Origin of the sequence: Pseudomonas sp. M20 (genome assembly GCF_045037865.1) — a bacterium.
In the GTDB taxonomy this organism is placed as follows: domain Bacteria; phylum Pseudomonadota; class Gammaproteobacteria; order Pseudomonadales; family Pseudomonadaceae; genus Aquipseudomonas.
Genome location: NZ_CP173611.1, coordinates 5,837,760 through 5,864,398 on the forward strand (window position 1 = coordinate 5,837,760; position 26,639 = coordinate 5,864,398).

General features: G+C 60.3%; 22 protein-coding genes. 13 read left to right on the top strand and 9 right to left on the bottom strand.

Annotation, left to right across the window (positions count from 1 at the left end; translation table 11 throughout):
- Positions 1-141: 141 nt before the first annotated feature.
- The 5 genes from ACI514_RS25835 to aspA all read right to left on the bottom strand — a co-directional run bounded on the left by ACI514_RS25835 (position 142) and on the right by aspA (position 7,069).
- Positions 142-1,167, bottom strand: a complete 1,026-nt coding sequence (locus ACI514_RS25835; protein ID WP_405122634.1) for a histone deacetylase family protein — start codon at positions 1,165-1,167, stop codon at positions 142-144.
- Between the two features lie 127 nt (positions 1,168-1,294).
- On the bottom strand, positions 1,295-2,287 hold the full coding sequence (locus tag ACI514_RS25840; RefSeq protein ID WP_160059966.1) for an AraC family transcriptional regulator: 993 nt from the start codon (positions 2,285-2,287) through the stop codon (positions 1,295-1,297).
- Positions 2,288-2,533: 246 nt separating this feature from the next.
- The gene (locus ACI514_RS25845; RefSeq protein ID WP_160059965.1) at positions 2,534-3,538 is read right to left on the bottom strand and encodes an asparaginase; all 1,005 of its coding nucleotides are present in this window, start codon (positions 3,536-3,538) and stop codon (positions 2,534-2,536) included.
- A gap of 172 nt (positions 3,539-3,710) precedes the next feature.
- Entirely contained in the window at positions 3,711-5,159 is a 1,449-nt protein-coding gene (locus tag ACI514_RS25850; protein ID WP_160059964.1) for a sodium:alanine symporter family protein, read from the bottom strand.
- 485 nt (positions 5,160-5,644) lie between these two features.
- Positions 5,645-7,069, bottom strand: a complete 1,425-nt coding sequence (gene aspA, locus ACI514_RS25855) for an aspartate ammonia-lyase (RefSeq protein ID WP_122596765.1) — start codon at positions 7,067-7,069, stop codon at positions 5,645-5,647.
- Positions 7,070-7,249: 180 nt separating this feature from the next.
- Between aspA and ACI514_RS25860 the strand changes: the two genes are divergently transcribed.
- From ACI514_RS25860 to ACI514_RS25880, 5 genes are all read left to right on the top strand, one after another.
- A complete protein-coding gene (locus ACI514_RS25860) occupies positions 7,250-8,158 on the top strand; it encodes a LysR substrate-binding domain-containing protein (protein WP_102902470.1) in 909 nt (302 codons plus the stop codon).
- 331 nt (positions 8,159-8,489) lie between these two features.
- Positions 8,490-8,981, top strand: coding sequence for a 5-(carboxyamino)imidazole ribonucleotide mutase (gene purE / locus ACI514_RS25865; RefSeq protein ID WP_007920220.1), 492 nt, complete (start codon positions 8,490-8,492; stop codon positions 8,979-8,981).
- Positions 8,982-8,991: 10 nt separating this feature from the next.
- Positions 8,992-10,074 (top strand): 5-(carboxyamino)imidazole ribonucleotide synthase, encoded by a 1,083-nt coding sequence (locus ACI514_RS25870; RefSeq protein WP_158958421.1) that lies wholly within the window; start codon positions 8,992-8,994, stop codon positions 10,072-10,074.
- Positions 10,075-10,184: 110 nt separating this feature from the next.
- Entirely contained in the window at positions 10,185-10,430 is a 246-nt protein-coding gene (locus tag ACI514_RS25875; RefSeq protein ID WP_003229635.1) for a GlsB/YeaQ/YmgE family stress response membrane protein, read from the top strand.
- A 93-nt stretch (positions 10,431-10,523) separates the two neighbouring features.
- Positions 10,524-11,060, top strand: coding sequence for a DUF3299 domain-containing protein (locus ACI514_RS25880; RefSeq protein ID WP_007920225.1), 537 nt, complete (start codon positions 10,524-10,526; stop codon positions 11,058-11,060).
- A gap of 123 nt (positions 11,061-11,183) precedes the next feature.
- Here ACI514_RS25880 and ACI514_RS25885 read toward each other — a convergent pair whose 3' ends face one another.
- A complete protein-coding gene (locus ACI514_RS25885; RefSeq protein WP_405122635.1) occupies positions 11,184-12,083 on the bottom strand; it encodes a D-hexose-6-phosphate mutarotase in 900 nt (299 codons plus the stop codon).
- Between the two features lie 57 nt (positions 12,084-12,140).
- Positions 12,141-12,545: an acyl-CoA thioesterase gene (locus ACI514_RS25890; protein WP_003229628.1), complete on the bottom strand. Its 405-nt coding sequence runs from the start codon at positions 12,543-12,545 to the stop codon at positions 12,141-12,143.
- A gap of 376 nt (positions 12,546-12,921) precedes the next feature.
- Here ACI514_RS25890 and ACI514_RS25895 point away from each other — a divergent pair, with 376 nt between their 5' ends.
- The 8 genes from ACI514_RS25895 (at position 12,922) to ACI514_RS25930 (ending at position 23,735) form a co-directional block, all read left to right on the top strand.
- Entirely contained in the window at positions 12,922-14,220 is a 1,299-nt protein-coding gene (locus tag ACI514_RS25895) for an MFS transporter (RefSeq protein WP_064389607.1), read from the top strand.
- A 233-nt stretch (positions 14,221-14,453) separates the two neighbouring features.
- Positions 14,454-15,452 (top strand): phosphate ABC transporter substrate-binding protein PstS, encoded by a 999-nt coding sequence (locus ACI514_RS25900; protein ID WP_007920246.1) that lies wholly within the window; start codon positions 14,454-14,456, stop codon positions 15,450-15,452.
- Positions 15,453-15,625: 173 nt separating this feature from the next.
- Complete coding sequence (locus ACI514_RS25905) at positions 15,626-17,908, top strand: ABC transporter permease subunit (RefSeq protein ID WP_405122636.1); 2,283 nt, start codon at positions 15,626-15,628, stop codon at positions 17,906-17,908.
- 16 nt (positions 17,909-17,924) lie between these two features.
- The gene (gene pstA / locus ACI514_RS25910; protein ID WP_077575089.1) at positions 17,925-19,595 is read left to right on the top strand and encodes a phosphate ABC transporter permease PstA; all 1,671 of its coding nucleotides are present in this window, start codon (positions 17,925-17,927) and stop codon (positions 19,593-19,595) included.
- Between the two features lie 184 nt (positions 19,596-19,779).
- The gene (gene pstB / locus ACI514_RS25915; RefSeq protein WP_016985765.1) at positions 19,780-20,613 is read left to right on the top strand and encodes a phosphate ABC transporter ATP-binding protein PstB; all 834 of its coding nucleotides are present in this window, start codon (positions 19,780-19,782) and stop codon (positions 20,611-20,613) included.
- A 121-nt stretch (positions 20,614-20,734) separates the two neighbouring features.
- Positions 20,735-21,496 carry a phosphate signaling complex protein PhoU gene (gene phoU / locus ACI514_RS25920; protein WP_007954334.1) on the top strand — a complete coding sequence of 254 codons (762 nt, stop codon included), beginning with the start codon at positions 20,735-20,737 and terminating at the stop codon, positions 21,494-21,496.
- Positions 21,497-21,672: 176 nt separating this feature from the next.
- Positions 21,673-22,629, top strand: coding sequence for a response regulator (locus ACI514_RS25925; RefSeq protein ID WP_141125955.1), 957 nt, complete (start codon positions 21,673-21,675; stop codon positions 22,627-22,629).
- Between the two features lie 209 nt (positions 22,630-22,838).
- A complete protein-coding gene (locus ACI514_RS25930; RefSeq protein WP_405122637.1) occupies positions 22,839-23,735 on the top strand; it encodes a peptidoglycan DD-metalloendopeptidase family protein in 897 nt (298 codons plus the stop codon).
- A gap of 107 nt (positions 23,736-23,842) precedes the next feature.
- Here the strand turns inward: ACI514_RS25930 and ACI514_RS25935 are convergent, their stop codons facing one another.
- Both ACI514_RS25935 and phoR read right to left on the bottom strand, forming a co-directional pair.
- On the bottom strand, positions 23,843-25,183 hold the full coding sequence (locus ACI514_RS25935) for a hemolysin family protein (protein ID WP_007920256.1): 1,341 nt from the start codon (positions 25,181-25,183) through the stop codon (positions 23,843-23,845).
- Between the two features lie 110 nt (positions 25,184-25,293).
- The gene (gene phoR, locus ACI514_RS25940; RefSeq protein ID WP_230669431.1) at positions 25,294-26,580 is read right to left on the bottom strand and encodes a phosphate regulon sensor histidine kinase PhoR; all 1,287 of its coding nucleotides are present in this window, start codon (positions 26,578-26,580) and stop codon (positions 25,294-25,296) included.
- Positions 26,581-26,639 lie beyond the last annotated feature (59 nt).

Sequence of the window (26,639 nt, forward strand, 5' to 3'; positions counted from 1 at the left end):
CACTGATGGGCGCGCGCCGGGATGGCGGCGAATCCGGGCAAGGTAGAGGCAGGCGGCGGGAGGCGTGCGGTAGATAAATATCGCGGGCCAAAAAAGACCCGCACCGGCGGGTCTGGTGTTGTGTGTCTGGCTAAAATTCGTTTATTGCTCGAACCCTTCGAGCACGTTCACCGCATTGATGCCGATTTCTTCCACGGCGTAACCGCCCTCCATGACAAACAGCGTCGGTTTGCCAAGGGCGGCAATGCGCTTGCCCATCGCCAGATAATCCGGGCTGTCGAGTTTGAACTGCGAAATCGGATCGTCCTTGAAGGTGTCGACGCCGAGCGACACGACAATGACGTCGGCGCCGTAGCGATCGATCTCGTCGCAGGCCTGTTCCAGTGCCGCACTCCACACGTCCCATCCGGAGCCGGCGGGCAGCGGGTAATTGAAGTTGAAACCTTCACCGGCACCTTCGCCATGCTCATCGTCGTAGCCGAGGAAAAACGGGAACTCCGCTTCCGGATGACCGTGGATCGAGGTGAACAGCACGTCGCTGCGCTCGTAGAAAATCGACTGGGTACCGTTGCCGTGGTGATAGTCGACGTCGAGGATCGCGACCTTCTGGTGGCCCTGATCGAGGAAGGCCTGCGCGGCGATGGCAGCGTTGTTGAGGTAGCAATAACCGCCCATCAGATCGCTGGCGGCGTGGTGTCCCGGTGGACGGCAAAGGGCGAAGGCAGCGCGCGCGCCACGCTGGATTTCTGCTTGCGCGGTCAGCGCAACTTGCGCCGCGCTGTACGCCGCTTGCCAGGTACCGGCGGTGATCGGCGCACCGCCGTCGAAGCTGTAATAGCCGAGCTGGCCGTGCAGGCTGGACGGTTTGATTGCACGCAGGGTGCGCGCCGGCCAGGTGTAGGGCAGCAAGTCACCGTCAGTATTGAATTCAGTCCAGCGCGCCCACGCACCTTTGAAAAAGTCGAGATAGTCTTGGCCGTGGATGCGGGCGATCGGCTCCAGACCGAAATCCTTCGGTGCCTCGACCGGGCCGAGGTTCTGGTTTTTCACGCGTTGCAGCACATGGTCGGCGCGCGAGGGCATCTCGAAACACGGCTTGAGCTGGCCATCGATGAGTTCGCAGCGGCCATGGTGCAGGTGGTGATCGTCCGAGTAGATCGTCAGCATTTGTTGTTCTCCGCAGGGCTGATTCGGTTGCCCACAGTGTTGCGGCGTGAAGCGAATCGGAGAACGGCAGGAAAGGCCAAAAGGGGATGGATCTGGCCAAAAATCATGACCGCAATTCGCCCCTTCTTCAGGCCCTGAACTGGCTTGGAGCCACACCACTCCAGCGCACAAAGGCATGACGAAAGCTCGCGGTCTCGCTGAAGCCAAGGGTTTCGGCGATGCGATAAATCGGCAACTGGTCCTCACACAACATCTGCTTCGCCCTTTCGAAGCGCAGTTCATCGAGCAGTTCCTGATAGCTGCTGCCCATGTCCTTGAGATGCCGGCGCAAGGTGCGCGGCGAGCACTTCATCTGCTGCGCCAGACCTTCCAGTCCCGGCGCGGCGTTGAGTTGGGCGCTGAGCAATTGGCGGATGCGCCCCAGCCATGCCTGACGCCCGGTGAACTCAAGATTCTGTTTGCGGCAACGTTCGGTCATGGCTTGATGGGTGATGAGATCGGCTAGCGGCAGCGGTTGATCGAGCCAGTGACGGTCGAAGGCAAAGGCGTTGTCCTTGGCGGCGAAGTGCAGCGGGCTGTCGAAGTGCTCGGCGTAACTGTCACGATAGTCCGGCGCGGCGTACTCGAACCGCGTCGCGAGCAAGGGCAGCGGATGCCCGAGCAAGTCATCGCAAATGACTTTCAACGACACCAGGCAGAACTCGGCATTGAACACCGCCATCGACGGACTCTCGCGATAGTCGGCGGCGACGAACCAGACGCGCTCGCCGTCGTCTTCCAGGCTCAGCTCGAAAAGTGTTCCCAACAGCGCCGGATAACGGATCGCCAGACGCAAAGCGTCACCGAAGGTGGCACAGGTCAGCAGGGCGTAACCGAGGATGCCGTAGCAGGAAACATGCATGCGCCGGCCCAGTTCCAGACCGATATCGTGTTTGAGCGCGACCGCATTGGCGCAGACCTGCATCTCCTGATTGGTGGTGATGCGCGTGTCGGCCCGGTGCAAGTCCGCGACACTGATGCCGCTACCGGCGAGCAGCGCCTCGCTCGACAGGCCTTCGGCTTTGAAGGTGTTGAGGATCAGCGAGACGGCATTAAGGGTGGTGAGGTGGGAGTGGAGCATAAGATCTTCCAGCCTTGAGGTGGCTGGAACGCAGCAAGTTGCATGCCGCAGTAGCCCCTCACCCCAGCCCTCTCCCAAAGGGAGAGGGGGCCGATTGGGGGATATTGAAGAGATACGCCGACGTGAAAAAACTGTGCCGAATCCATAATCGACACTTTTTTTCAGGTCGGCGTATAGCGCAAGACACTAAGGTCGGTCCCCTCTTCCTCCGGGAGAGGGCTAGGGTGGGCCATTCCAGAGCCTTGCTCAGAGCAACTCACCACACAAATCCAGTTCGATCAGCTGACGCACTTCAGCGGTTTCCAGCCCTGCACCGAGCAACCCGTGCAACTTGCCAAACGCCGCCTCACGGGTCATGCCGCCACCGGACAACACGCCAACACCGCGCAAGCGACTGCCCGCCTCATACACATCCAGCTCAACGCCACCCTCATGGCATTGCGTCACGGCAACCACCACCACACTGTTATCCCGTGCGCGGCCAAGGCTTGCCAGAAACTCAGGGTTGTCGCTCGGCCCGGTGCCGCTGCCGTAGCACTCCAGCACCAGACCTTGAATGCCGCTGTCGAGCAGACCATCGAGCACTTCGGCACTGATACCCGGGAACAGTGGCAGCACCGCAACCTTGACCAGTTGTTTCGGCTGGTTGTAGTTCAACGATGCTGGAATCGAAGAGGCTTTGACACCGCCGCCCTGACGCTCCAGACGCTTGAACGGATGACGGCCGAAGCTGCGCACTTTCGCGCAACGGGTCGGCGCCAGCAGTTCGCCGTGGAAGTACAGATGCACGCCCGGCGCCAGACCTTGGCCGAGGGCAACCAGCGCACCGCCGAGGTTTTCCCAGGCATCGCTGTCGGTGACACCGGCCGGCAGCATCGAACCGGTGAAGCAAACCCGCGCATGCAGGCCGAGCAACTGGAAACTCATCGCCGCCGCGCTATAGGCCAGGGTGTCGGTGCCGTGCAGGATCAGCACGCTGTCGCAGCCTTGCACATCCACGGCATCGACCACCGCTTCACGCAGTTGCTGCCAGTAGGCCGGGGTCATGTTGGCGCTGTCGATCAGCGGCGACATCTCGCGAAAGCGCCACTGCGGCACAACGAGTTCAGGCTGGCTGTGCAGGTAGTCGCGCATCCGCGCTTCGAAACCGGACGCCGGGGCCAGACCATTGGCGCTGGCCTGCATGCCGATGGTGCCACCGGTGTAGAGCACCATGACGTGTTGGGCGGCGGGGTAGGTCGACGAATTCATGGGGATTCTCCGAAAGGATGAGGTCCTTGTAGGAGTGAGCCTGCTCGCGATGGCGGTTCATCATTCAACATTGATGTTGGCTGAAAGACCGCTATCGCGAGCAGACTCGCTCCTACAAGTTATTGCACCACAATAACTGACGGGCGCTGGGGATGCGCCCGTCATTCGCCTGTCAGCGTTGCGCTGCAGGTACGCCTTGCGGCTCGGCTTCGGTCTTGTCGGCAGCGGCAGACGGATTGGTCGGCCAGGCCTTCAGGTCGAGGTCCAGATCGGCAAATTTGCTCGAGTCGAACACTGGCTGCTTGACGCCGGCGCGGCGCTGCCCGTCGTAGTCGCGCATTACGCGCATGCCGACCTTGAACAGCATGGCCAGAGCCACGAGGTTGACGAAGGCCAGGCAGGTCATGGTGATGTCGGCGAAGGCGAACACGGTCGACAGATCCTGCATCGAACCCCATACCACCAGCGCCAGCACCAGACCGCGGAAAATCATCAGCGCGGCGCGGTTGCGGGTGAGGAACTGCAGGCTGTTTTCGCCCAGATAGTAGTTGTAGAGGATGCAGGTGAAGACGAACAGCGACAGCGCGACGCTGACGAACATGCGACCCCAGTCACCGACCACAGCGGCCAGCGAGTTCTGGGTCAGGACGATGCCGTCACCTTCGAAGCCCGGGGTGTAGAAGCCCGACAGCAGGATCAGCAGCGCGGTGCAGGTGCAGATCACGAAAGTGTCGAGGAACACGCTGAAAGCCTGAACCACGCCCTGCGCGCCCGGGTGCTTCACGGCGGCCACGGCGGCGACGTTCGGCGCACTGCCCAGACCCGCTTCGTTGGCGAACACGCCACGCTTCACGCCCATGACGATGGCGCTGCCGAGCAGACCACCAAAGGCCGGATCGAGGCCGAAGGCGCTCTTGAAGATGGTTTCCAGCATGGCTGGCACATGTTCGATCTGGGTACCGATCACGTACAGGGTTACGCCGATATAGGCGAGGGTCTTGATCGGCACCAGCAGGTCGGACACCGAGGCGATGCGCTTGATGCCGCCGATGAAGGTGATGGCCAGCAGCACCGCCAGGACGATGCCGGTGTGTTGTGGGTTGAATTCAAAGGCGTTCTGCAGCGAGTGGGTCACGGTGTAGGACTGCAGGCCAATGAAGGCAAAGCCGTAGGTGACCAGTAGCAGAACGGAGAACACCACCGCCATGCCTTTGAGCTTCAGGCCGTGCTGGATGTAGTAGGCCGGGCCACCACGGTACAGGCCGTCGCCATCGGCGCGCTTGTAGACTTGGGCCAGGGTGCACTCGAAGAAGCTGCTGGACATGCCGACCAGTGCGGTTACCCACATCCAGAACACCGCACCCGGACCACCGAGGGTCACGGCAATGCCGACACCGGCGATGTTGCCTGCACCCACTCGGCCGGCAAGGCTGAGCATCAGAGCCTGGAACGAGCTGAGTTGCCCGGCGCTGCCCTTGAGGCTGTCGCGGAACACCGCGAACATGTGGAAGAAGTGGCGCAATTGAACGAAACGCGAGCGAATCGTGAAGTAGCTACCGAGCCCGACAATGAGCACGATCAGTACTTTCCCTGAGAGGAAGTCGTTAATGACTTCGAGCATGGATTTTTCCTCGCTGTTTATTGTGTAAGCAAATACTGGATGGAAGAAACATCGTGTTACACCGGTGCGCGCACGGCACGACAGGTGAGGCGAAGGTTTCGTCCGGTTCCATTTCGCGGGTTTGTTATTAGTTCGGGTTTCGCATGGGTTATGGCCTCGTTACCGACGACCGCTCACGCGAAGAGGGGCGGCACTATACCGATCAGTGACGCGCCCGTCTGCACGGTAGTGGTGCAAGCGACGAAACGAGGGTGCTGCAAGATCAAAAGATCGCAGCCTTCGGCAGCTCCTACAGGTGTACGTCAATCAATGTAGGAGCTGCCGAAGGCTGCGATCTTGGCGGTATCAAATACACAAAACATTTAACGTCCTGCCCGCGAAGAAGTTAAAAAAAAGGGCTTGGGGACTAAATCCCCAAGCCCTCAAAAGGTGAGAGGTGTCTAGTCCCTCGACCTGGTGAGCGGTGCTACAAGTAACGTGTCGGCTCAGGCTTTGAGCGGAACCAGACGCGGAGCAATCATGTTTTCCGGGCGCAGGATGTCGGCGAGCATGGCTTCGTCGAGCAGACCTTCTTCGCGCACCAGTTCCAGTACGCCGCGGCCGCTTTCAAGGGCGAGGCCGGCGATACGGGTGGCGTTTTTGTAGCCGATGTACGGGTTCAGAGCGGTGACCAGACCGATCGAGTGTTCGACCAGTTCACGGCAGCGTGCTTCGTTGGCGGTGATGCCGACGATGCAGTGCTCGCGCAGCATGTCCATGGCGCGTTGCAGCAGGCGGATCGAATCGAAGATCTTGAAAGCGATCAGTGGCTCCATCACGTTCAGCTGCAGTTGGCCGCCTTCGGCTGCCATGGTCAGCGCCAGGTCGTTACCGATGACCTGGAAAGCAACCTGGTTCACAGCTTCCGGAATTACCGGGTTGACCTTGCCGGGCATGATCGAGCTGCCTGGCTGACGCGCTGGCAGGTTGATTTCGTTGATGCCGGTGCGTGGGCCGCTGGACAGCAGGCGCAGGTCATTGCAGATCTTCGACAGCTTGACCGCAGTGCGCTTGAGCATGCCGGAGAACAGTACGAAAGCGCCCATATCGGAAGTCGCTTCGATCAGGTCGGCGGCTGGAACCAGCGGTTGACCGCTGATCAGTGCCAGACGCTGAACAGCCAGCGCTTGATAACGCGGGTCGGCGTTGATGCCGGTACCGATCGCGGTGCCGCCCAGGTTCACTTCAGTCAGCAGTTCCGGGGCCAGCGTCTTCAGACGGGCCAGGTCTTCGCCCATGGTGGTGGCGAAGGCACGGAATTCCTGGCCGAGGGTCATCGGCACGGCGTCTTGCAACTGGGTACGGCCCATTTTCAGGACGTGATCGAATTCTTTGCCCTTGGCCGCGAACGCCTGAATCAGGCTGTCGAGGCTGGCCAGCAGGGTGTCGTGACCGAGTAGCAGGCCCAGGCGGATCGCCGTTGGGTAGGCGTCGTTGGTCGACTGCGCCATGTTGACGTCGTCGTTCGGGTGCAGGAACTGGTACTCGCCTTTCTGGTGACCCATTGCTTCGAGCGCAATGTTGGCGATCACTTCGTTGGCGTTCATGTTGGTGGAAGTACCGGCGCCACCTTGAATCATGTCGACCACGAACTCTTCGTGGTAATCACCGCGGATCAATCGGGCACAGGCTTCGCTGATGGCCGCGTGCTTGGCTTCGCTCAGGTGACCCAACTCGCGGTTGGCGTCAGCAGCGGCCTGTTTGACCATTGCCAGGCCGACAACCAGTTTCGGGTAATGCGAAATCGGAACGCCGGAGAGGCGGAAGTTGTTCACCGCTCGCAGGGTCTGGATGCCGTAATACGCTTGAGCCGGTACTTCGAGGGCGCCAAGCAGGTCGTTTTCTGTGCGGAAAGATGCAGCGGAGGACATGATAGAAATCATCTCGATATGGACCCGGTCTGTGCCGGAACGCTGCGAATGCTAGGCTTGTGGGAAATTTTGGGCCAATGCTGTTCAGCACTGCCCTATGCACATTCGGCATAATGCCCGTGTGACGCCGCGTGCGCGGCAGACGTGTGACCTGTTTTGGTGCGTGTCCGGGAGGACGTGATGAATCTGGAAAGCAAATGGCTCGAGGACTTCAGTGCTCTGGCCGCCACCCGTAGCTTCTCGCAGGCCGCTGAGCGACGCTTCGTGACCCAGCCGGCGTTCAGTCGGCGGATCCGCAGTCTGGAGGCTGCACTGGGGCTGACTCTGGTCAATCGCTCGCGCACGCCGGTCGAACTGACGGCAGCGGGGCAGTTGTTTCTGGTGACCGCGCGCACGGTGGTTGAACAGCTCGGTGAAGTGCTGCGCCATTTGCATCATCTGGAAGGCGGGCAGGGCGAAGTGATGCAGGTCGCTGCGGCTCACTCGCTGGCGCTGGGCTTTTTCCCGCGCTGGATCGCGCAGTTGCGTAATGAAGGCTTGAATATCGCCACGCGGTTGGTCGCGACCAACGTTGGCGATGCGGTGCATGCGTTGCGTGAGGGTGGCTGCGATCTGATGCTGGCGTTCTATGACCCGGATGCGGCGATGCAGATGGATCCGGAGATTTTCCCGTCGCTGCATTTGGGCCAGACCGAGATGCTGCCGGTGTGCGCAGCAGATGCTGATGGCAAGCCGTTGTTCGATCTGGAAGGAGAGGCCAGTGTGCCGTTGCTGGCCTACAGCGCCGGGGCTTTCCTCGGCCGTTCCGTAAACGGTTTGCTGCGCCAGCGTCAGTTGCGTTTCACGACGATCTACGAAACCGCCATGGCCGACAGCCTGAAAAGCATGGCGCTGGAAGGCTTGGGCATTGCCTGGGTGCCGCAACTGAGCGTGCGTGCTGAGCTGGCGCGTGGTGAGTTGGTGGTCTGCGGTGGCCCGCAATGGCATGTGCCGCTGGAGATTCGCCTGTACCGTTGCGCCTTGGTGCGTAAAGCCAACGTGCGCCTGCTGTGGCGCAAGCTCGAGGGTGGCGCTGCACAAGCGTCCTGAGCCTACGCGGACCCCTTGTAGGAGTGAGCCTGCTCGCGATAGCGTCAGCACATTCAGCGACGATGTGACTGACACACCGCCATCGCGAGCAGGCTCACTCCTACAGGGGATTTGCGGTGTTCTGTCGCTGACCTTCAGGTCAATAAAACCGGGCATTTGCGGCAGATGACAGATGGTCGCGCGGGGGGCTGTTTATTGCTTTCTTTGCGGTATACTGCGCGGCCTTCGGCCGGCACGTCCGGCCATTTTTCGTACAATCAAGCCACGCAACCTGCGTGGCTTGTTGTTTTATGACGCGCCTGCGGGCGCTCCAGAGAGAAGAGGCGCGACGATGAGTGCACTGGTTGGCGTGATCATGGGCTCCAAGTCCGATTGGTCCACCCTTAGCCACACCGCCGATATGCTGGAAAAGCTCGGCATCCCGTACGAGGTCAAAGTGGTCTCTGCCCACCGTACCCCGGATCTGCTGTTCCAGTACGCCGAAGAGGCTGAAAGCCGCGGCATCGAGGTGATTATCGCCGGTGCCGGTGGCGCAGCCCACTTGCCAGGCATGTGTGCGGCCAAGACCCACCTGCCGGTGCTGGGCGTGCCAGTGCAGTCGGCCATGCTCTCGGGCGTCGACTCGCTGCTGTCGATCGTGCAGATGCCAGCGGGCATTCCGGTCGCCACCCTCGCTATCGGCAAGGCTGGCGCGATCAACGCCGCCCTGCTCTCGGCGAGCATCCTCGGTGCCAAGCATCCACAGTTCCACGCGGTACTGAAAACCTTCCGTGCCGAGCAGACAGACAGCGTCCTGGACAATCCAGACCCACGTATTGCCTGAGGTTGTTGAGATGAAGATCGGTGTAATCGGTGGCGGCCAGTTGGGTCGCATGTTGGCCCTGGCGGGTACCCCGCTGGGCATGAACTTCGCTTTCCTCGACCCTGCGCCGGACGCCTGTGCGGCCGCGCTGGGCGAACACCTGCGGGCCGATTACGGCGATCAGGATCATCTGCGCCAATTGGCCGATGAAGTCGATCTGGTGACCTTCGAATTCGAAAGCGTCCCGGCCGAAACCGTGGCATTCCTCTCGCAATTCGTCCCGGTCTACCCGAGCGCCGAAGCCCTGCGCATCGCTCGCGACCGCTGGTTCGAAAAGAGCATGTTCAAGGACCTGGGCATCCCGACTCCGGCCTTCGCCGACATTCAATCGCAAGCCGATCTGGACGCCGCCGTAGCTTCGATCGGCCTGCCGGCCGTACTGAAAACCCGCACCCTGGGATATGACGGCAAGGGCCAGAAAGTCCTGCGCAAACCGGAAGATGTGGTCGGCACCTTTGCCGAGCTGGGCAGCGTGTCCTGCCTGCTGGAAGGCTTCGTGCCGTTCACCGGTGAAGTCTCGCTGATCGCCGTACGTGCCCGCGATGGTGAAACCAGGTTCTATCCGCTGGTACACAACACCCACGACAGCGGCATCCTCAAGCTGTCGGTGGCCAGCACCGATCACCCGTTGCAGGCGCTGGCCGAAGACTACTCGAGCCGTGTGCTCAAGCAGCTCGACTACGTCGGCGTGATGGCGTTCGAGTTCTTTGAAGTCGACGGTGGCCTCAAGGCCAACGAGATCGCCCCGCGCGTGCACAACTCCGGGCACTGGACCACTGAAGGCGCCGAGTGCAGCCAGTTCGAAAACCACCTGCGCGCCGTTGCCGGCCTGCCGCTGGGTTCGACCGCCAAGGTCGGCGAGAGCGCGATGCTCAACTTCATCGGCGTGGTACCGCCGGTTGAGAAAGTCATCGCCATCGAAGACTGCCATCTGCATCACTACGGCAAGGCCTTCAAGGCCGGGCGCAAGGTCGGCCACGCCAACCTGCGTTGCGCCGACATGGCCACGCTGCAGGCGCAGATCGTCAAGGTCGAAGCGCTGATCGCCGAGTAACGACAGTTTCATGTGGCAGCGGCGGAACCATTCAGGGGCCGCCGTTCTCTCATGGCAGGATGCCAAAGTCTGACTAGGCTTCGCATATCTATCTTTGAGAGGGAATTGCCATGGGAATTATCGGAACCATCTTTATCGGCTTGATCGTCGGCCTACTGGCGCGGTTCCTGAAACCGGGCGATGACAGCATGGGCTGGATCATGACCATCCTGCTCGGTATCGGCGGTTCGCTGGCAGCCACTTACGGCGGCCAGGCTCTGGGCATCTATCAGGCAGGTCAGGGCGCAGGCTTCATCGGCGCACTGGTCGGCGCGATCGTGTTGCTGGTGATCTACGGTCTGATCAAAAAGAACTGATCCAAAGCGACAAAGCCCTCTCTGCCAAAGTGGCGGGGAGGGCTAGAATGCTCGGCGATTCAATGTTCCTTCCTTTCTATACCGAGCACCTTCATGCGCCGTCTTCTGTTGACTCTCCTTTTTCTGGGCAGCGGTTTGGCCCACGCCGGCGAACTGCCGGAAACCGACTGGCTCGAACTGATGCCCAAGTCGGACCAGAAGGCCCTAGAGGCCATGCCTGAAATCGACCACAACTCCCCGGAAGCCACCGGCACCTTCACCGAGAAGGGCGGGATGAAGCAGGCCAAAGGTCTGCCGGCGGTGATGTATTCGACCAAAACCGTGGCATCGATGAACGACAAACACATCCGCATCGGTGGTTATCCGGTGCCGCTGGAGTCCGACGCCAAGGGCCGCAGCACGCTGTTCTTCCTTGTGCCGTACCCGGGCGCGTGCATCCACGTGCCGCCACCGCCGCCGAATCAACTGGTGTTGGTGCGTTATCCGAAGGGTTTGAAGCTGGACGACATCTATACGCCGCTGTGGGTGACCGGCACGCTGAAGGTCGAGAAGGTCAGCAATGATCTGGCCGATGCGGCGTATGCGCTGGAGGCGGACAAAGTGCGGGTGGTGCAGGAGTCCGATCTCTAACAGGCGCCACAAACTACTGTAGGAGTGAGCCTGCTCGCGATAGCGTCGTGTCAGCCAATTTAATGGATCTGACGAACCGCTATCGCGAGCAGGCTCACTCCTACATTTGATTTTGCGGTGCTGTTAGAGCGGTTTGCTGGCGACGCTGACGCCCATGGTATGACTCGCCCCCGGCGCCAGCGTGACGATGTCATCCATCACATTCGCCGTCTCGATGCACAACATGCGCTGCCAGCCATCGTTATCCATGTCGGCCAGAGCTGCAGCTCGGTCAATCCACGGGTTCCAGATCACCGCCGTGCGTGAACCTGTGGCGGTCAGCACAATGCGCCGTTCCCAGGCCGGATCGACGATGCTCAGTTGTGGTGGAGCGTCGAGATAGATGCGGTCGGTCTCACCGGCAAAATGCAGGTCGCCTTGCTGGCTGTTGGTTTTCCAGTCGTCCAGCGTCTCGATGTAACTCAAGCCATCGACACCATCGACATGCACATGGAGCACATCACTGACCGCGAAATACGTATGCAGCGCCTGGCTCAGGCTGACGGTGTCACTGCCACGGTTGTGGCTGGTCAGGCTGAAACTCAGTTGCTCGGACAAGTGCAGAGTCAGGGTCAGATCGACCTGATGCGGCCAGCCCTGCAGGCCACCCTCGGGGTAGGGCAGCTTGAATTCGACCTTGACGCCGTCAGCCTCTGATTCGATGCCGCCCAACTCCCAATCCATCGCCCGCACCAGACCGTGCGCGGGCGCCGGTTGCTCACCGGTGTACATGGCCTGCACGCTCTGCGGGTTGCGTTCGAACTTGCCGAACCACGGCCAGCACACCGGCACGCCGGCGCGGATACTTTTGCCTGTTTTGAACTCGGCCTTGTCGTTGAGCCAGATGATCGGCGGCTGGCCATCGATCTGATAACTGAGGATGTGCGCGCCTTGCTGGGCCACCAGCACTTCGGCCTGACCGTGGCGGATGCGCCAGCAGTTCAGTTCATCCAGTTTCACCGCTTCAACGTTGGGCGTGTTCATGGGACAGCTCTCGATCAGTAACAAGGACCACTATCGACCGTCAAACGGCCGCCAGGTTTAGCGCGCGCGCGGTGGAACCGAGCGAGTGCGACCGCTGCCGTCGATGGCAACGAAGACGAACACCGCTTCGGTGACTTTACGCCACTCGCTGGACAGCGGGTCGTCGCTCCACACTTCGACCATCATCTGGATCGAGCTGCGGCCGATTTCCAGGGTCTGGGTATAGAAGGACAATTGCGCGCCGACAGCCACTGGCACAAGGAACGCCATGCGATCGATGGCCACGGTGGCGACACGGCCGCCAGCGACACGGCTGGCCATTGCGGTGCCGGCCAAATCCATCTGCGCCACCAGCCAGCCGCCGAAAATATCGCCAAAGCCATTGGTTTCGCGTGGAAGTGCGGTGATTTGCAGGGCCAGGTCGCCTTGCGGGATTGGATCTTCTTGTTCGAGCTCTATCATGCCGAGGGTGCCTCTGACCCGTGACTCTTCGTTGGTATTGCTGGTGGTAGCCGTCTTCGGGAAAAACGATTCAGCACCGAACCTACTACGTTCGTCACGTTTTCCATCAGGCGCCTAAGGAGAAACTCTGCGAAACCGGCTAATCCCGAGCAAAGGCCGGGCCAACGACGTTTTCGCACAGCAACCCCTTACAAACCGGAGCAGGTTGCGAGTATATCGGTCGGTAGACTCCACGACGACCATCCGGTTCTCATTTCGACCGTCAATTACGCGCCTCTATGTGCTTTTTCGAACAATTTGCTATGGTGCCGAACCTGCCCAAGCCACCGCCAGCGTTGTTGTGGCGGCAGATCCGACTATAAGAGAAGCCCTTGCCATGACCACAGCGCCTTCGAGCCTCGCGCAGCCCGAGCAACCCGCACGACCGTTGACCCGCAACGACTACAAGACTCTGTCGCTGTCTGCCCTTGGTGGCGCGCTGGAGTTTTACGATTTCATCATCTTCGTTTTCTTCGCCACCGTGGTCGGCAAGCTGTTCTTCCCGGCCGACATGCCCGAGTGGCTGCGCCTGATGCAGACCTTCGGTATCTTTGCCGCCGGTTACCTCGCACGGCCGCTGGGTGGCATCGTCATGGCGCACTTCGGCGACCTGCTGGGGCGCAAGAAGATGTTCACCCTGAGCATTTTCATGATGGCCGTGCCGACCCTGATCATGGGCCTGCTGCCAACGTATGCGCAGATCGGCATGTGGGCGCCGATTCTTCTTCTATTGATGCGGGTCATTCAAGGTGCGGCGATTGGCGGTGAAGTGCCAGGGGCGTGGGTCTTCGTTTCCGAACACGTTCCGCAAAAGCACATGGGTTATGCCTGTGGCACCCTCACCAGCGGGCTGACCGCCGGCATTCTGCTCGGCTCTTTGGTCGCCACCGCGATCAACAGCATTTATACGCCAGCGGAAGTTTCCGATTACGCCTGGCGGATTCCATTCCTGCTGGGCGGTGTGTTCGGCCTGTTCTCGGTCTACCTGCGCCGTTGGCTGCACGAGACCCCTGTGTTTGCCGAACTGCAGTTGCGCAAAGCCTTGGCTGAAGAAGTGCCGCTGCGTGCGGTGCTGCGTGATCATCGCGGCGCGATTGCGATCTCGATGCTGCTGACCTGGTTGCTCTCCGCTGGCATCGTCGTGGTCATTCTGATGACCCCGACCGTGTTGCAAACGGTCTATCACTTCACGCCGACCGAGTCGCTGCAATCGAACAGTCTGGCGATCGTGTTCCTGAGCATTGGCTGCGTTATCTCCGGCGCGTTGGCGGATCGCTTTGGCGCCGGTCGCGTATTCGTGTTTGGTTGCCTGGGCTTGCTGATCAGCTCCTGGACCTTCTATCACAGCCTCGCCGATCACCCGAACTGGCTGTTCCCGCTGTACGCGTTGACCGGTTTTCTGGTCGGCACCATTGGTGCCGTGCCGTATGTGATGGTTAAAGCTTTCCCGCCGGTGGTGCGTTTCAGTGGGTTGTCGTTCTCGTACAACGTGGCTTACGCGATTTTTGGTGGCCTGACGCCGATGGTGGTCAGTCTGCTGCTGAAAGAAAGCGCGATGGGGCCGGCCTACTATGTGGCAGTGCTGTGCGCGATGGGGATTCTGGTCGGCGCGTGGCTGTGGAAGAAGGGGCGCTGATCCAGACTCTGCATCAGTTGTTCTGATGCCATCGCGAGCAGGCTCACTCCTACATTTGGAACGCATTTCAAGTGTAGGAGTGAGCCTGCTCGCGATGGAGGCAACACGAATCATCCTGCAAAGAATCGAATGCTGGCCTTTCATCCAATTGTCATATTTCAGCCATAGAGTGTTCACACGGCCTGCTGATACTTGGCCCCGACTTAACACACCCTATCTGCTAGGAGTAAGGCATGAAACTGAAGCGTTTGATGGCGGCAATGACTTTTGTCGCTGCTGGCGTTGCGACTGCCAACGCGGTTGCCGCTGTTGACCCTGCTATCCCGAGCTACACCAAGACCACTGGTGTGTCGGGCAACCTGTCCAGCGTCGGCTCCGATACCCTGGCCAACCTCATGACCCTCTGGGCTGAGAACTACAAAAAAGAATACCCGAACGTCAACATCCAGATTCAGGCCGCTGGCTCCGCCACTGCGCCACCTGCTTTGACTGAAGGCACCTCCAACCTGGGCCCGATGAGCCGCAAGATGAAGGACACCGAACTGGCGGCCTTCGAGCAGAAGTACGGCTACAAGCCAACCGCTATCCCGGTTGCCGTGGATGCCCTGGCCGTTTTCGTACACAAGGACAACCCGATCCAGCACCTGACCATGGAACAGGTTGATGCGATCTTCTCGTCGACCCGTCTGTGCGGCGCCAAAGCCGACGTGAAAACCTGGGGCGAACTGGGTGTGACCGGCGACCTGGCCAACAAACCAGTACAACTGTTCGGCCGTAACTCGGTATCCGGCACCTACGGCTACTTCAAAGAAGAAGCCCTGTGCAAAGGCGACTACAAACCAAACGTTAACGAACAACCTGGTTCGGCGTCGGTTGTGCAGTCGATCAGCTCCTCGCTGAACGGCATCGGTTACTCCGGCATCGGTTACAAGACCGCCAGCGTGAAGACCGTTCCTCTGGCCAAGAAAGGCAGCACCGACTTCATCGAAGACACCGAAGAAAACGCCCTGAACGGCAAATACCCGCTGTCGCGTTTCCTCTACGTTTACGTCAACAAAGCCCCGAACAAGCCTCTGGCTCCGCTGGAAGCTGAGTTCGTGAAACTGGTGCTGTCGAAACAGGGCCAGGAAGTGGTAGTGAAAGACGGCTACATCCCACTGCCAGCCAAGGTTGCTGCAAAAGCACTGGCTGACCTGGGTCTGCAGGAAGGCGGCGCTGTCGCAAAGAAGTAACAAATTGAGTCCGGGGTGAACCCCGCCGGACTCAGGTGAAAGGCCGGATCTGCGCGCAGGCCGGCCTTTTCCACACCTCAAATTTTTGATCCTCTGCCAGTCCCGCTGGCGGTGGATTTGCTGCGTCACTGCATTGTCATCTTTCTGTCATACAGGATCGCTAGGGTGAGCGCATGAATGATCTGGCCAATTCCCAAATGACTACTAATCCTCCCAAGCGCATTGATTTCAATACGCCTGAGCTGCAACGCAAGCGCCGCATTCGCGCGCTCAAGGATCGCTTCACTCGCTGGTACGTCCTCGTTGGCGGTCTCGCGGTGCTGGCAGCCATCACCCTGATCTTCTTTTTCCTCGCCTACGTGGTTGCGCCGCTATTCCAGGGTGCCGACCTGACCGCGAAAGACTCGATCACCCCGGCCTGGATGCAGGACGCCGGCAAGCCGCTGATGATTTCGCTCGAAGAGCAGAATCAGGTGGCCATGCGTGTTTCCGACAAGGGCCAGGCATTGTTCTTTGATATCGACAGTGGCGCTGAGCTGAAGCGCGTCGATCTGCCGGTGCCTGCCGGCGCCACCGTGACCTCGATTGGTGAAGACCAGCCAGGCCATCCGCTGGTGGCCGTGGGCCTGTCCAACGGTCAGGCGCTGGTGTTCCGTCACACCTATAAAGTCAGCTACCCCGATGGCAAGAAAACCATCAGCCCGGCCATCGAGTATCCGTATGGCGAGGCACCGATCGCGCTGAACGAAGCCGGCGGTGCGCTGGAGCATGTCAGCCTGAACGCCACCGACACGACCCTGATGCTGGTCGGTTCGACCGGTTCGCAACTCAATGTGCTGTCGCTGACCAGCGAAGAAAACATGATGACTGGTGAAGTCACCAACGAGCAGAAGCGTATCGATCTGCCGCAGATGACTGAGTCGGTGAAAAACATCTTCGTCGACCCGCGCCAGCAATGGCTGTACGTGGTCAACGGTCGTGCCCAGGCTGATGTCTTCAGCCTGCGCGACAAGAGCCTCAACGGTCGCTACAAACTGCTGGAAAACGCCGACGCTGAAGTCACCGCAACCACGCAACTGGTCGGCGGTATCTCGCTGATCGTCGGTGACTCAAAAGGTGGTCTGGCCCAGTGGTTCATGGCCCGTGACACCGATGGTGAGCTGCGTCTTAAGCAGATCCGCACCTTCCAGATGGGCACCACGCCAATCGTTGAAATCAGTGCTGAAGAGCGTCGCAAAGGCTTTCTCGCGCTGGATGCCAGCGGCAAGCTCGGCGTGTTCCACAGCACCGCGCACCGCACCTTGCTGGTCGATCAGGTGGTTGAAGGCCAAGGCCTGTTCGGTCTGTCGCCACGCGCCAACCGCGTGATCGTCGAAGCCGGCGGCAAGCTGCAACCGTTGCTGCTCGACAACCCGCACCCGGAAGTCTCGTGGAGCGCGCTGTGGAGCAAGGTCTGGTACGAGAACTACGACGAGCCTAAATACGTCTGGCAATCGACCGCCGCCAACACCGATTTCGAACCGAAACTGAGCCTGTCGCCACTGACCTTCGGCACCCTGAAAGCCGCGTTCTACGCGATGCTGCTGGCGGCACCGCTGGCCGTCGCTGCGGCAATCTACACCGCCTACTTCATGGCCCCGGGCATGCGCCGCAAGGTCAAACCGGTGATCGAGCTGATGGAAGCGATGCCGACGGTGATCCTCGGTTTCTTCGCCGGCCTGTTCCTCGCGCCGTATGTCGAAGGACATCTGCCGGGCATCTTCAGCCTGCTGATGTTGTTGCCGATCGGCATCCTGGTCGCCGGTTTCACCTTCAGTCGTCTGCCTGAATCGATCCGCCTGAAAGTCCCGGATGGCTGGGAAAGTGCGCTGCTGATTCCGGTGATTCTGTTCGTGGGCTGGCTGTCGCTGTACATGAGCCCGTTCATGGAGAACTGGTTCTTCGGCGGTGACATGCGCATGTGGATCTCCCACGACCTCGGCATCACCTACGACCAGCGCAACGCTCTGGTGGTCGGTCTGGCCATGGGTTTTGCGGTGATCCCGAACATCTACTCGATTGCTGAAGACGCCGTGTTCAGCGTGCCACGCGGCCTGACCCTCGGTTCGCTGGCCCTCGGTGCCACGCCGTGGCAGACCATGACCCGTGTCGTCATCCTGACCGCCAGCCCGGGGATCTTCTCGGCGCTGATGATCGGCATGGGCCGTGCGGTCGGCGAAACCATGATCGTGCTGATGGCCACCGGTAACACCCCGGTCATGGAAATGAACCTGTTCGAAGGCCTGCGCACTCTGGCTGCCAACGTCGCGGTGGAAATGCCCGAGTCGGAAGTCGGCGGCAGCCACTACCGCGTGCTGTTCCTCTCGGCGCTGGTGCTGCTGTTGTTCACCTTCGTCATGAACACCCTGGCAGAACTGATTCGTCAGCGTCTGCGCAAGAAATACTCGTCGCTTTAAGCAAAGGTAGAAGTCTGTGAAACAGAACTCCCTGAAAGGATGGTTCAAGAGCGGCGCCCCGGGCGTCTGGATCAGCGGTGGCGCGGTGTCCATCGCGGTCATCATGACCATTGGCCTGCTGGCCGTGATTGCCGTGCGCGGTCTGGGTCACTTCTGGCCGGCGGACCTGGTCCACGCCAATTACGACGTACCGGGTCAGGCCAATCACCTGGTCATCGGTGAAGTGGTACAGAAAGAAGAAGTGCCGCGTGCCCGTCTGAAGAGCGCCGGTTTGCCGGTGCCGGATGCAGGCCCGGAATTCATGACCCGTGAGCTGATCAAGGTCGGCAACCGTGACCTGAACGGCAACGACTTCACCTGGATCGTCGGCGAGTGGCTGACCAACCAGACCACGCCGCCAGAGTTGATGGCGATCGAACGTCGTGAGTGGGGCAACTTCTACGGCTACTTGGTCAACGTCAAACAGGACGGCAAGGTCATCGCCGAAGGCGAGGCTGCATGGCCTGAGCTGCAAGCGCGGATCAACCGAGTGAATGGTCTGGCTGCACAACTGAAGTCGCTGGAAAAAACCGACATCGGTGCGATCAACGCAGGCCTGGAACGCATCCGTCTGCACGGTCGCAAACTGGAACTGGAAGGCAAGCTCGACGCCACCGCGCAAGCGGACATGGAGTCCGAGCGTGCCGAGCTGAATGCGCGTTACCAGGACATCGAAGCGCGTCTGGCCGATCTGCATGCGCAGTTCAACCGCGATGCCCTGACCGCTCGCGATGCCAACGGCAAAGAGATCGAAATCGGTCTGGGCAAAGTGGTTCACGCCTACCAGCCGAACGCGATGAGCACCTTCACCAAGGTCGGCTTCTACTTCAGCAAGATCTGGGAATTCCTTTCGGATGACCCGCGTGAAGCGAACACCGAAGGCGGGATTTTCCCGGCGATCTTCGGCACCGTGATGATGACCCTGATCATGGCGATGATCGTCACCCCGTTCGGCGTACTGGCGGCGGTGTACCTGCGTGAATACGCCAAGCAGAACACCCTGACGCGGATCATCCGTATCGCGGTGAACAACCTCGCCGGCGTACCGGCGATCGTTTACGGCGTGTTCGGTCTGGGCTTCTTCGTTTACGTACTCGGTGGTTCGGTCGACCGCTTGTTCTTCCCGGAAGCACTGCCGGCACCGACCTTCGGTACACCGGGTCTGCTCTGGGCGTCGCTGACTTTGGCGCTGCTGGCGGTGCCGGTGGTGATTGTGGCAACCGAGGAAGGTCTGGCGCGAATCCCGCGTACCGTGCGTGAAGGTTCGTTGGCCCTCGGCGCGACCAAGGCTGAAACCTTGTGGAAGATTGTGATCCCGATGGCCAGCCCGGCAATGATGACCGGCATGATCCTCGCCGTGGCCCGTGCCGCCGGTGAAGTGGCGCCGCTGATGCTGGTGGGTGTGGTGAAACTGGCGCCATCGCTGCCTGTGGACGGCAACTACCCGTACCTGCACCTGGACCAGAAGATCATGCACTTGGGCTTCCACATCTATGACGTCGGCTTCCAGAGCCCGAACGTCGAAGCGGCCCGTCCGCTGGTGTATGCCACGGCGCTGTTGCTGGTACTGGTGATCGCCACGTTGAACCTGTCGGCGGTGTATATCCGCAACCACCTGCGCGAAAAATACAAAGCTTTGGACAGTTAACACAAATCCTGTGGGAGCTGGCTTGCCAGCGATGCAGGCGACTCGGTCAGCCAGTAACACCGCGGTGATGCCATCGCTGGCAAGCCAGCTCCCACAAGGATCGGCGCAAGCCACAGATTTTCAGTAACCCATTGGCAAGGCCAGTGGTTCAACGAACCGAATTTGTTAGCACAGGGAGCCTCCCATGCAGCACGAAACACACACCCACGGCATCAACATGTCGGCCCTGGGCCGCGACAAGCAGAGCCTCAGTCTCGAACAGGAAACCGTTGCCATCGAAGTACCGGGCCTGAGCCTGTACTACGGCGAGAAACAAGCGCTGTTCGACGTCAGCATGAACATCCCGAAACAGCGCGTGACCGCCTTCATCGGCCCGTCCGGCTGCGGTAAGTCGACGCTGCTGCGCACCTTCAACCGCATGAACGATCTGGTTGACGGCTGCCGCGTAGAAGGCGCGATCAACCTGTACGGCAACAACATCTATCGCAAGGGCGAAGACGTTGCCGAGCTGCGTCGTCGCGTCGGCATGGTGTTCCAGAAGCCCAACCCGTTCCCGAAGACCATTTACGAAAACGTGGTGTACGGCCTGCGCATCCAGGGCATCAACAAGAAGCGCATTCTCGACGAGGCGGTAGAATGGGCGTTGAAAGGTGCGGCACTGTGGGACGAAGTCAAAGACCGTCTGCATGAATCGGCACTTGGCCTGTCCGGTGGTCAGCAACAGCGTCTGGTCATCGCCCGTACCATCGCGGTTGAGCCGGAAGTGCTGCTGCTCGACGAACCGTGCTCGGCCCTCGACCCGATCTCGACGCTGAAAGTCGAAGAGCTGATCTACGAGCTTAAATCCAAGTTCACCATCGTCATCGTCACGCACAACATGCAACAGGCCGCGCGGGTGTCCGACTACACGGCGTTCATGTACATGGGCAAACTGGTGGAATTCGGCGACACCGATACCCTGTTCACCAATCCGGCGAAGAAGCAGACCGAAGACTACATCACCGGTCGATACGGTTAACCGTACAGCCGCGAGCTTCAAGCTGCGAGCGGCAAGTCAAAGCGGTTCAGCGTAACGACAAATTTCAGCTTGCAGCTTGTAGCTTGCAGCTCTTGGTTAAAGCTTTTGCGGAGCGAACACAATGATTTCTAAGGAAGGCCTGACCCATCACATCTCTGCGCAGTTCAATGCTGAGCTCGAGGAAGTGCGCAGCCACCTCCTGGCCATGGGCGGGCTGGTCGAGAAACAGGTCAATGACGCGGTGACCGCGCTGATCGAGGCCGATTCCGGCCTGGCTCAGCAGGTGCGCGAGATCGATGACCAGATCAACCAGATGGAACGCAACATCGACGAAGAATGCCTGCGCATTCTCGCCCGTCGTCAGCCGGCGGCGTCCGACCTGCGTTTGATCATCAGCATCTCCAAGTCGGTGATCGACCTGGAGCGCATCGGTGACGAAGCGACCAAGATCGCCCGTCGTGCGATTCAGCTGTGCGAAGAAGGTGAAGCGCCGCGCGGTTATGTCGAGGTTCGTCACATTGGCGACCAGGTGCGCAACATGGTTCGTGATGCGCTGGACGCGTTTGCCCGTTTCGACGCCGACCTGGCGTTGTCGGTGGCGCAGTACGACAAGATCATCGACCGCGAATACAAGACCGCGCTGCGTGAGCTGGCCACCTACATGATGGAAGACCCGCGCTCTATCTCGCGGGTCTTGAGCATCATCTGGGTGCTGCGTTCGCTGGAACGCATCGGCGACCACGCGCGCAACATCTCCGAATTGGTCATTTACCTGGTGCGTGGCACCGACGTGCGCCACATGGGCCTCAAGCGCATGAAAGAAGAAGTTGAAGGCACAAGCGGCGAAACCGCTAATGTTCCGGGCGATGCTGACGATAAGTAAGATTGCCTGAGAAAAGCGCCCGGCCCTTTGGCCGGGCGTTTTTGTTTGTGCTTTTCATGGGCAGATTCGATTAAAAAGCAGCACCCGCGAACGAAAAGTCCCGGCGTGACTGAAGAGTTTTGGCAATGTGCCATCAGCCAGCGTTATGCTTGCCGGGATTTTAATAGGGGTGTTGGATGAGCAAGATCAGTGTGTTGGTCGTGGACGATGCTTCGTTCATTCGTGACCTGGTGAAAAAGTGCCTGCGTAATTACTTCCCGGGGATCCGCACCGAGGACGCCGTCAACGGTAAAAAGGCTCAGGCCATGCTGGCCAGAGAGGCGTTCGACCTGGTCCTGTGCGACTGGGAAATGCCGGAAATGTCTGGCCTTGAACTGCTGACCTGGTGCCGCGAGCAAGACAACCTCAAGACCATGCCATTCGTCATGGTCACCAGCCGTGGCGACAAGGAAAACGTCGTGCAGGCGATTCAGGCCGGCGTTTCCGGCTACGTCAGCAAGCCGTTCACCAACGAGCAACTGCTGACCAAAGTCAAACAGGCGCTGAACAAGGTCGGCAAGCTCGACACCCTGATGAACAGCGCACCGACCAAGATGAACTCGGCGTTCGGCAACGATTCCCTGAGCGCCTTGACCGGCGGCAAGCCTGCCGTGGTCGGCGGTGCTCCGGCAGCAGCGGCGGTCAACCCGTTTGCCAAACCGGTTGCTGCCGCGCCGGCACCGGCCGCTGCGCCATCGCGTGGTTTGCTCAACAGCCCACCGGTCAAGGCGCCAGTCGCCGCGTCGGCTCCGGCCAGCGGTCGTGGTCAGGGCCAATTGCGCCTGCCAAGCGGTACTCAGCAATGCGTGATCAAGGCCCTGAGCATCAAGGAAGCGTTGCTGGTGGTGAAACGCACCGACACCCTGCCGCAGATCCTCGACAGCGCCGTGCTCGATCTGGAGCAGGGCGACAACGCCGAAATCGCCCGCCTCAACGGCTATCTGCACGCGGTTGTCGCGTTTGAGCAGAAACCGGACAGCGAATGGCTGCAACTGACCTTCCGTTTCGTCGATCAGGATGCGCAGAAGCTCGACTACATCTCCCGCCTGATCGCGCGCGGCACGGCGCAGAAGCACTTCGTTCCGGGCGCGTGATCTTCGTCGTCTGACAGTCAGTCTTCGCGAGCAGGCTCGCTCCCACCTTGGAATGCATTCCAAATGTGGGAGCGAGCCTGCTCGCGAAGGGGCCATCACTTGCACCACCAATCTCCCAGACTGGCCAATTTGAAACATCTGTCGACTAGCCTGGTCTGCTTCACCTGCTAGGCTCATTTCCAGGCCTTCCTTTCGACAGACTCTTGCCCATGCTCGCGCGCCTGCTGTTTTTCTGTGGTCTCTTCATGGCCTCCACCTCGGCTGTGGCCATGACCATTTACAAATCCACCGATGCCAACGGCGTGGTCTCCTACAGCGACCGGCCGAGCAAAGGCGCGCAGGTGTTCGTCTTTCAGGACCGCATGGTCGAGCGCCTGGAGCGTCAGGTGTACCTCGACATCAAAAAACAGAAGGGCGCCGACGTGGTCTTCGTACGCAACGATCTGTATGCGCCGGTCGAGGTGGCGCTGGCGTTTACCGGGATGAGCAATGTGCGCGGAGCGCCGGCACAAACCATCCGCCGGGTGCTGCCGGCGCGCAGCAATACGCGGTTGGCATTGCTGACGGCGGTTTCCGGCAAGCAGCCGCTGGTGTACACGCCGCAATTTCACTATTCCCTCGGTGACCCCGCTGGAACCGCACAGGGCTATCGTTATCCGCTGCCATGGCGCGGTGGGCCGTTTCGCCTGAGTCAGGGCGCCAACGGCCAATACAGCCACTACGGGCCGAAGAACAAGTACGCGATGGACATCGCCATGCCGGTCGGCACGCCGATCATTGCCGCGCGTGCGGGGGTGGTGGTTAAAACCGAGAACGCACAGAGCGGGCGCGGTAATGATGCGTCCGGTAATTTCGTGCGGGTGCTGCACGACGACGGCACGATGGGCGTGTACCTGCACCTCAAACAAGGTTCGGTGAGCGTGCGCGAGGGGCAAAGGGTGACGGTGGGCAGTCCGTTGGCGCTGTCAGGCAACACCGGCAACAGCAGCGGTCCGCACCTGCACTTTGTGGTGCAGCGCAATACCGGAGACGGGCTGGTGTCGATTCCGTATCAGTTCAATCAGCCGCTGGGGGCGTTGCCCAACTTTGCGTTGGGCAAGCAATAAAGCAAAAGATCGCAGCCTGCGGCAGCTCCTACATGGAAATGTGATCCCTGTAGGAGCTGCCGAAGGCTGCGATCTTTTAACAGGTCATGCGGCCGCCCGCACAGCCATCAATCCAGCATCAACACCTTCGCCAGCACAATCTTCGGCCCTTTCATCTTCTTGATGATGATCCGCAGGCCTTCGACTTCCAGCACTTCTTCCTCTTCCGGCACCCGTTTCAGGGTTTCATAGACCAGCCCGGCGAGGGTTTCCGCTTCGATGTGATCAAGGTCGATGCCCAACAGACGTTCCACCTTGAACAGCGGCGTGTCGCCACGCACCAGCAACTTGCCCGGCTGATAGGCGAGAATCCCGCGCTCAGCCTTGCGGTGTTCGTCCTGAATATCGCCAACCAGCACTTCCAGCACGTCTTCCATGGTCAGGTAGCCGATGATGTTGCCGTCAGCCTCCTCGACCACGGCGAAGTGCGAGCCACCCTTGCGGAACTGCTCCAGCAGCTGCGACAGCGGCATGTGGCGCGACACCCGCTCCAGTGGACGGGTCAGTTCAGCGAGGTTGAACGACTCGGGAATGTGGTCCAGCGCCGCCAGCTCCAACAGCAGATCCTTGATGTGCAGCAGGCCGACGAACTCCTGGCGCTCGCTGTCGTACACCGGATAACGGCTGAACTTGTGGCGACGGAACATCGCCAGGATTTCTTTCAGCGGCGCATTGAATTCCAGGGTGATCAAGTCTTCGCGGGAGTTGGCCCAGTCGACCACTTCCAGCTCGCCCATTTCCACCGCCGACGCCAATACACGCATGCCCTGATCACTTGGATCCTGGCCGCGACTGGAATGCAGGATCAGTTTCAGTTCTTCGCGGCTGTAATGGTGTTCGTGATGCGGGCCGGGTTCGCCCTGGCCGGCGATCCGCAGAATCGCGTTGGCGCTGGCGTTGAGCAGATAGATCGCCGGGTACATCGCCCAGTAGAACAGGTACAGCGGCACCGCCGTCCACAGCGACAGCAGCTCGGGTTTGCGGATCGCCCAGGATTTCGGGGCCAGTTCACCGACCACAATGTGCAGGTACGAAATGATGAAGAACGCGGTGAAGAACGATACGCCTTTGACGATCTCCGGCGACTGCACGCCGACCGCGCTCAGCAGCGGTTCGAGAATGTGCGCAAAGGCCGGCTCACCGACCCAGCCGAGGCCAAGCGAGGCGAGAGTGATACCGAGCTGGCACGCCGAGAGGTACGCATCGAGCTGACTGTGTACGGTGCGCAGGATGTGCCCGCGCCAGCCGTTCTGATCAGCGATGGCCTCGACCCGGGTCGAGCGCAGTTTGACCATGGCGAATTCCGCCGCAACGAAAAAGCCGTTGAGCAAAACCAGGATCAGAGCAAAAAGGATCATGCCGAAATCGGCGAATATTGTTGCGAGGGACAAGCCAGGGGAAGGGTCCATGATGGAGTTTTGCGGGTTCCGTGTGATTCAAAAGAGAGAAAAGTCGCGCCTGAAAGGCAGGCACAAGTCAGCCAATGTAGCGGCTGACCTGGCGATTGCCTAGTGCGACATTACTCAGCGGCGCTGATCGCCCGCGCCTGGGCCACTTGCGCCGGGGCGAAATGGCAGGTGAACGTGCTGCCGTGACCGGGCACGCTGCTGATCTCCATGCGTGCGCGGTGGCGCAGCAGCACGTGCTTGACGATGGCCAGGCCGAGCCCGGTGCCCCCGGTGTTGGAGTTGCGGCTGGAGTCGACGCGGTAGAAGCGTTCGGTCAGGCGCGGCAAGTGTTTGCTGTCGATGCCGATCCCGGAATCCTGCACGCTGAGGTGCGCGCCCTGATCGTCGCCCCACCAGCGAATGCGGATGTTGCCCTCGGCCGGGGTGTACTTCACCGCGTTGAACACCAGATTGGAAAACGCACTGCGCAATTCCGCCTCGCTGCCCTTGAGCAACAGGCCGGCATCGGCTTCCAGCGTTATGCGCTGGTTCTTTGAGCCGGACAATTGCTGCGCATCGCTCTTGATCGATTGCAGCAGGGTGTCGACTTGCACCGGCTGGTTGTCCGACGGGTAATCGGTGGCTTCGAGTTTCGCCAGCAGCAACAAATCGTTGAGCAGTGTCTGCATGCGCCCGCCCTGTTGTTGCATTTGCTGCAGGGCGCGGCTCCAGCGTGGATTCACTTCCTCGACGTTGTCGAGCAGGGTTTCCAGATAGCCGCAGATCACCGTCAGCGGCGTGCGCAATTCGTGAGAGACGTTGGCGATGAAGTCTTTGCGCATCTGTTCCAGCTGATGGATGCGTGTGACGTCGCGCACCAGCATCAAGTGTTCATTGTTGCCGTAGCGGGTCAGATACAACTGAATGCGCACGCGATCATTGGTTGGCGAGGGGATTTCCAGTGGCTCGGCGTAACTGTCCTGCTCGAAATATTCCTTGAAGCGCGGATGGCGCACCAGGTTGGTCACCGGTTGGCCGCTGTCCTGCGGAGTCTTGAGGCCGAGCAGGGTTTCGGCAGCACGGTTCCACCATTCCAGGTTGCCGTCGCTGTCGAGCATGATTACCGCGTCTTTCAGCGCAGCGGTGGATTCCTGCACACGGTCGATCACCGCTTGCAGGCGCCCGCGTACGCGTTGGTCGCGGCGTTGCAGGTGGTAGATGCTGTCGAACACTTCACCCCACAGGCCATAGCCGTCCGGCGGTGCTTCGTCGGGTTGGTGCTGGCGCAGCCACTCGTGCAGACGCAGCAACTGCTTGAGCGTCCAGCCCAGATAAATACCCAGACCCGCCGCGAGGCTCCAGCCGTAATAGCCGGTGATCAGGCCGATCACCAGACACGCTGTGACCAGCAACAGCATGTGGCGAATCAGGGTGCCATGCCAGTTTTGATTCACGGGGGCGTCCTTAGCCGCAGCTT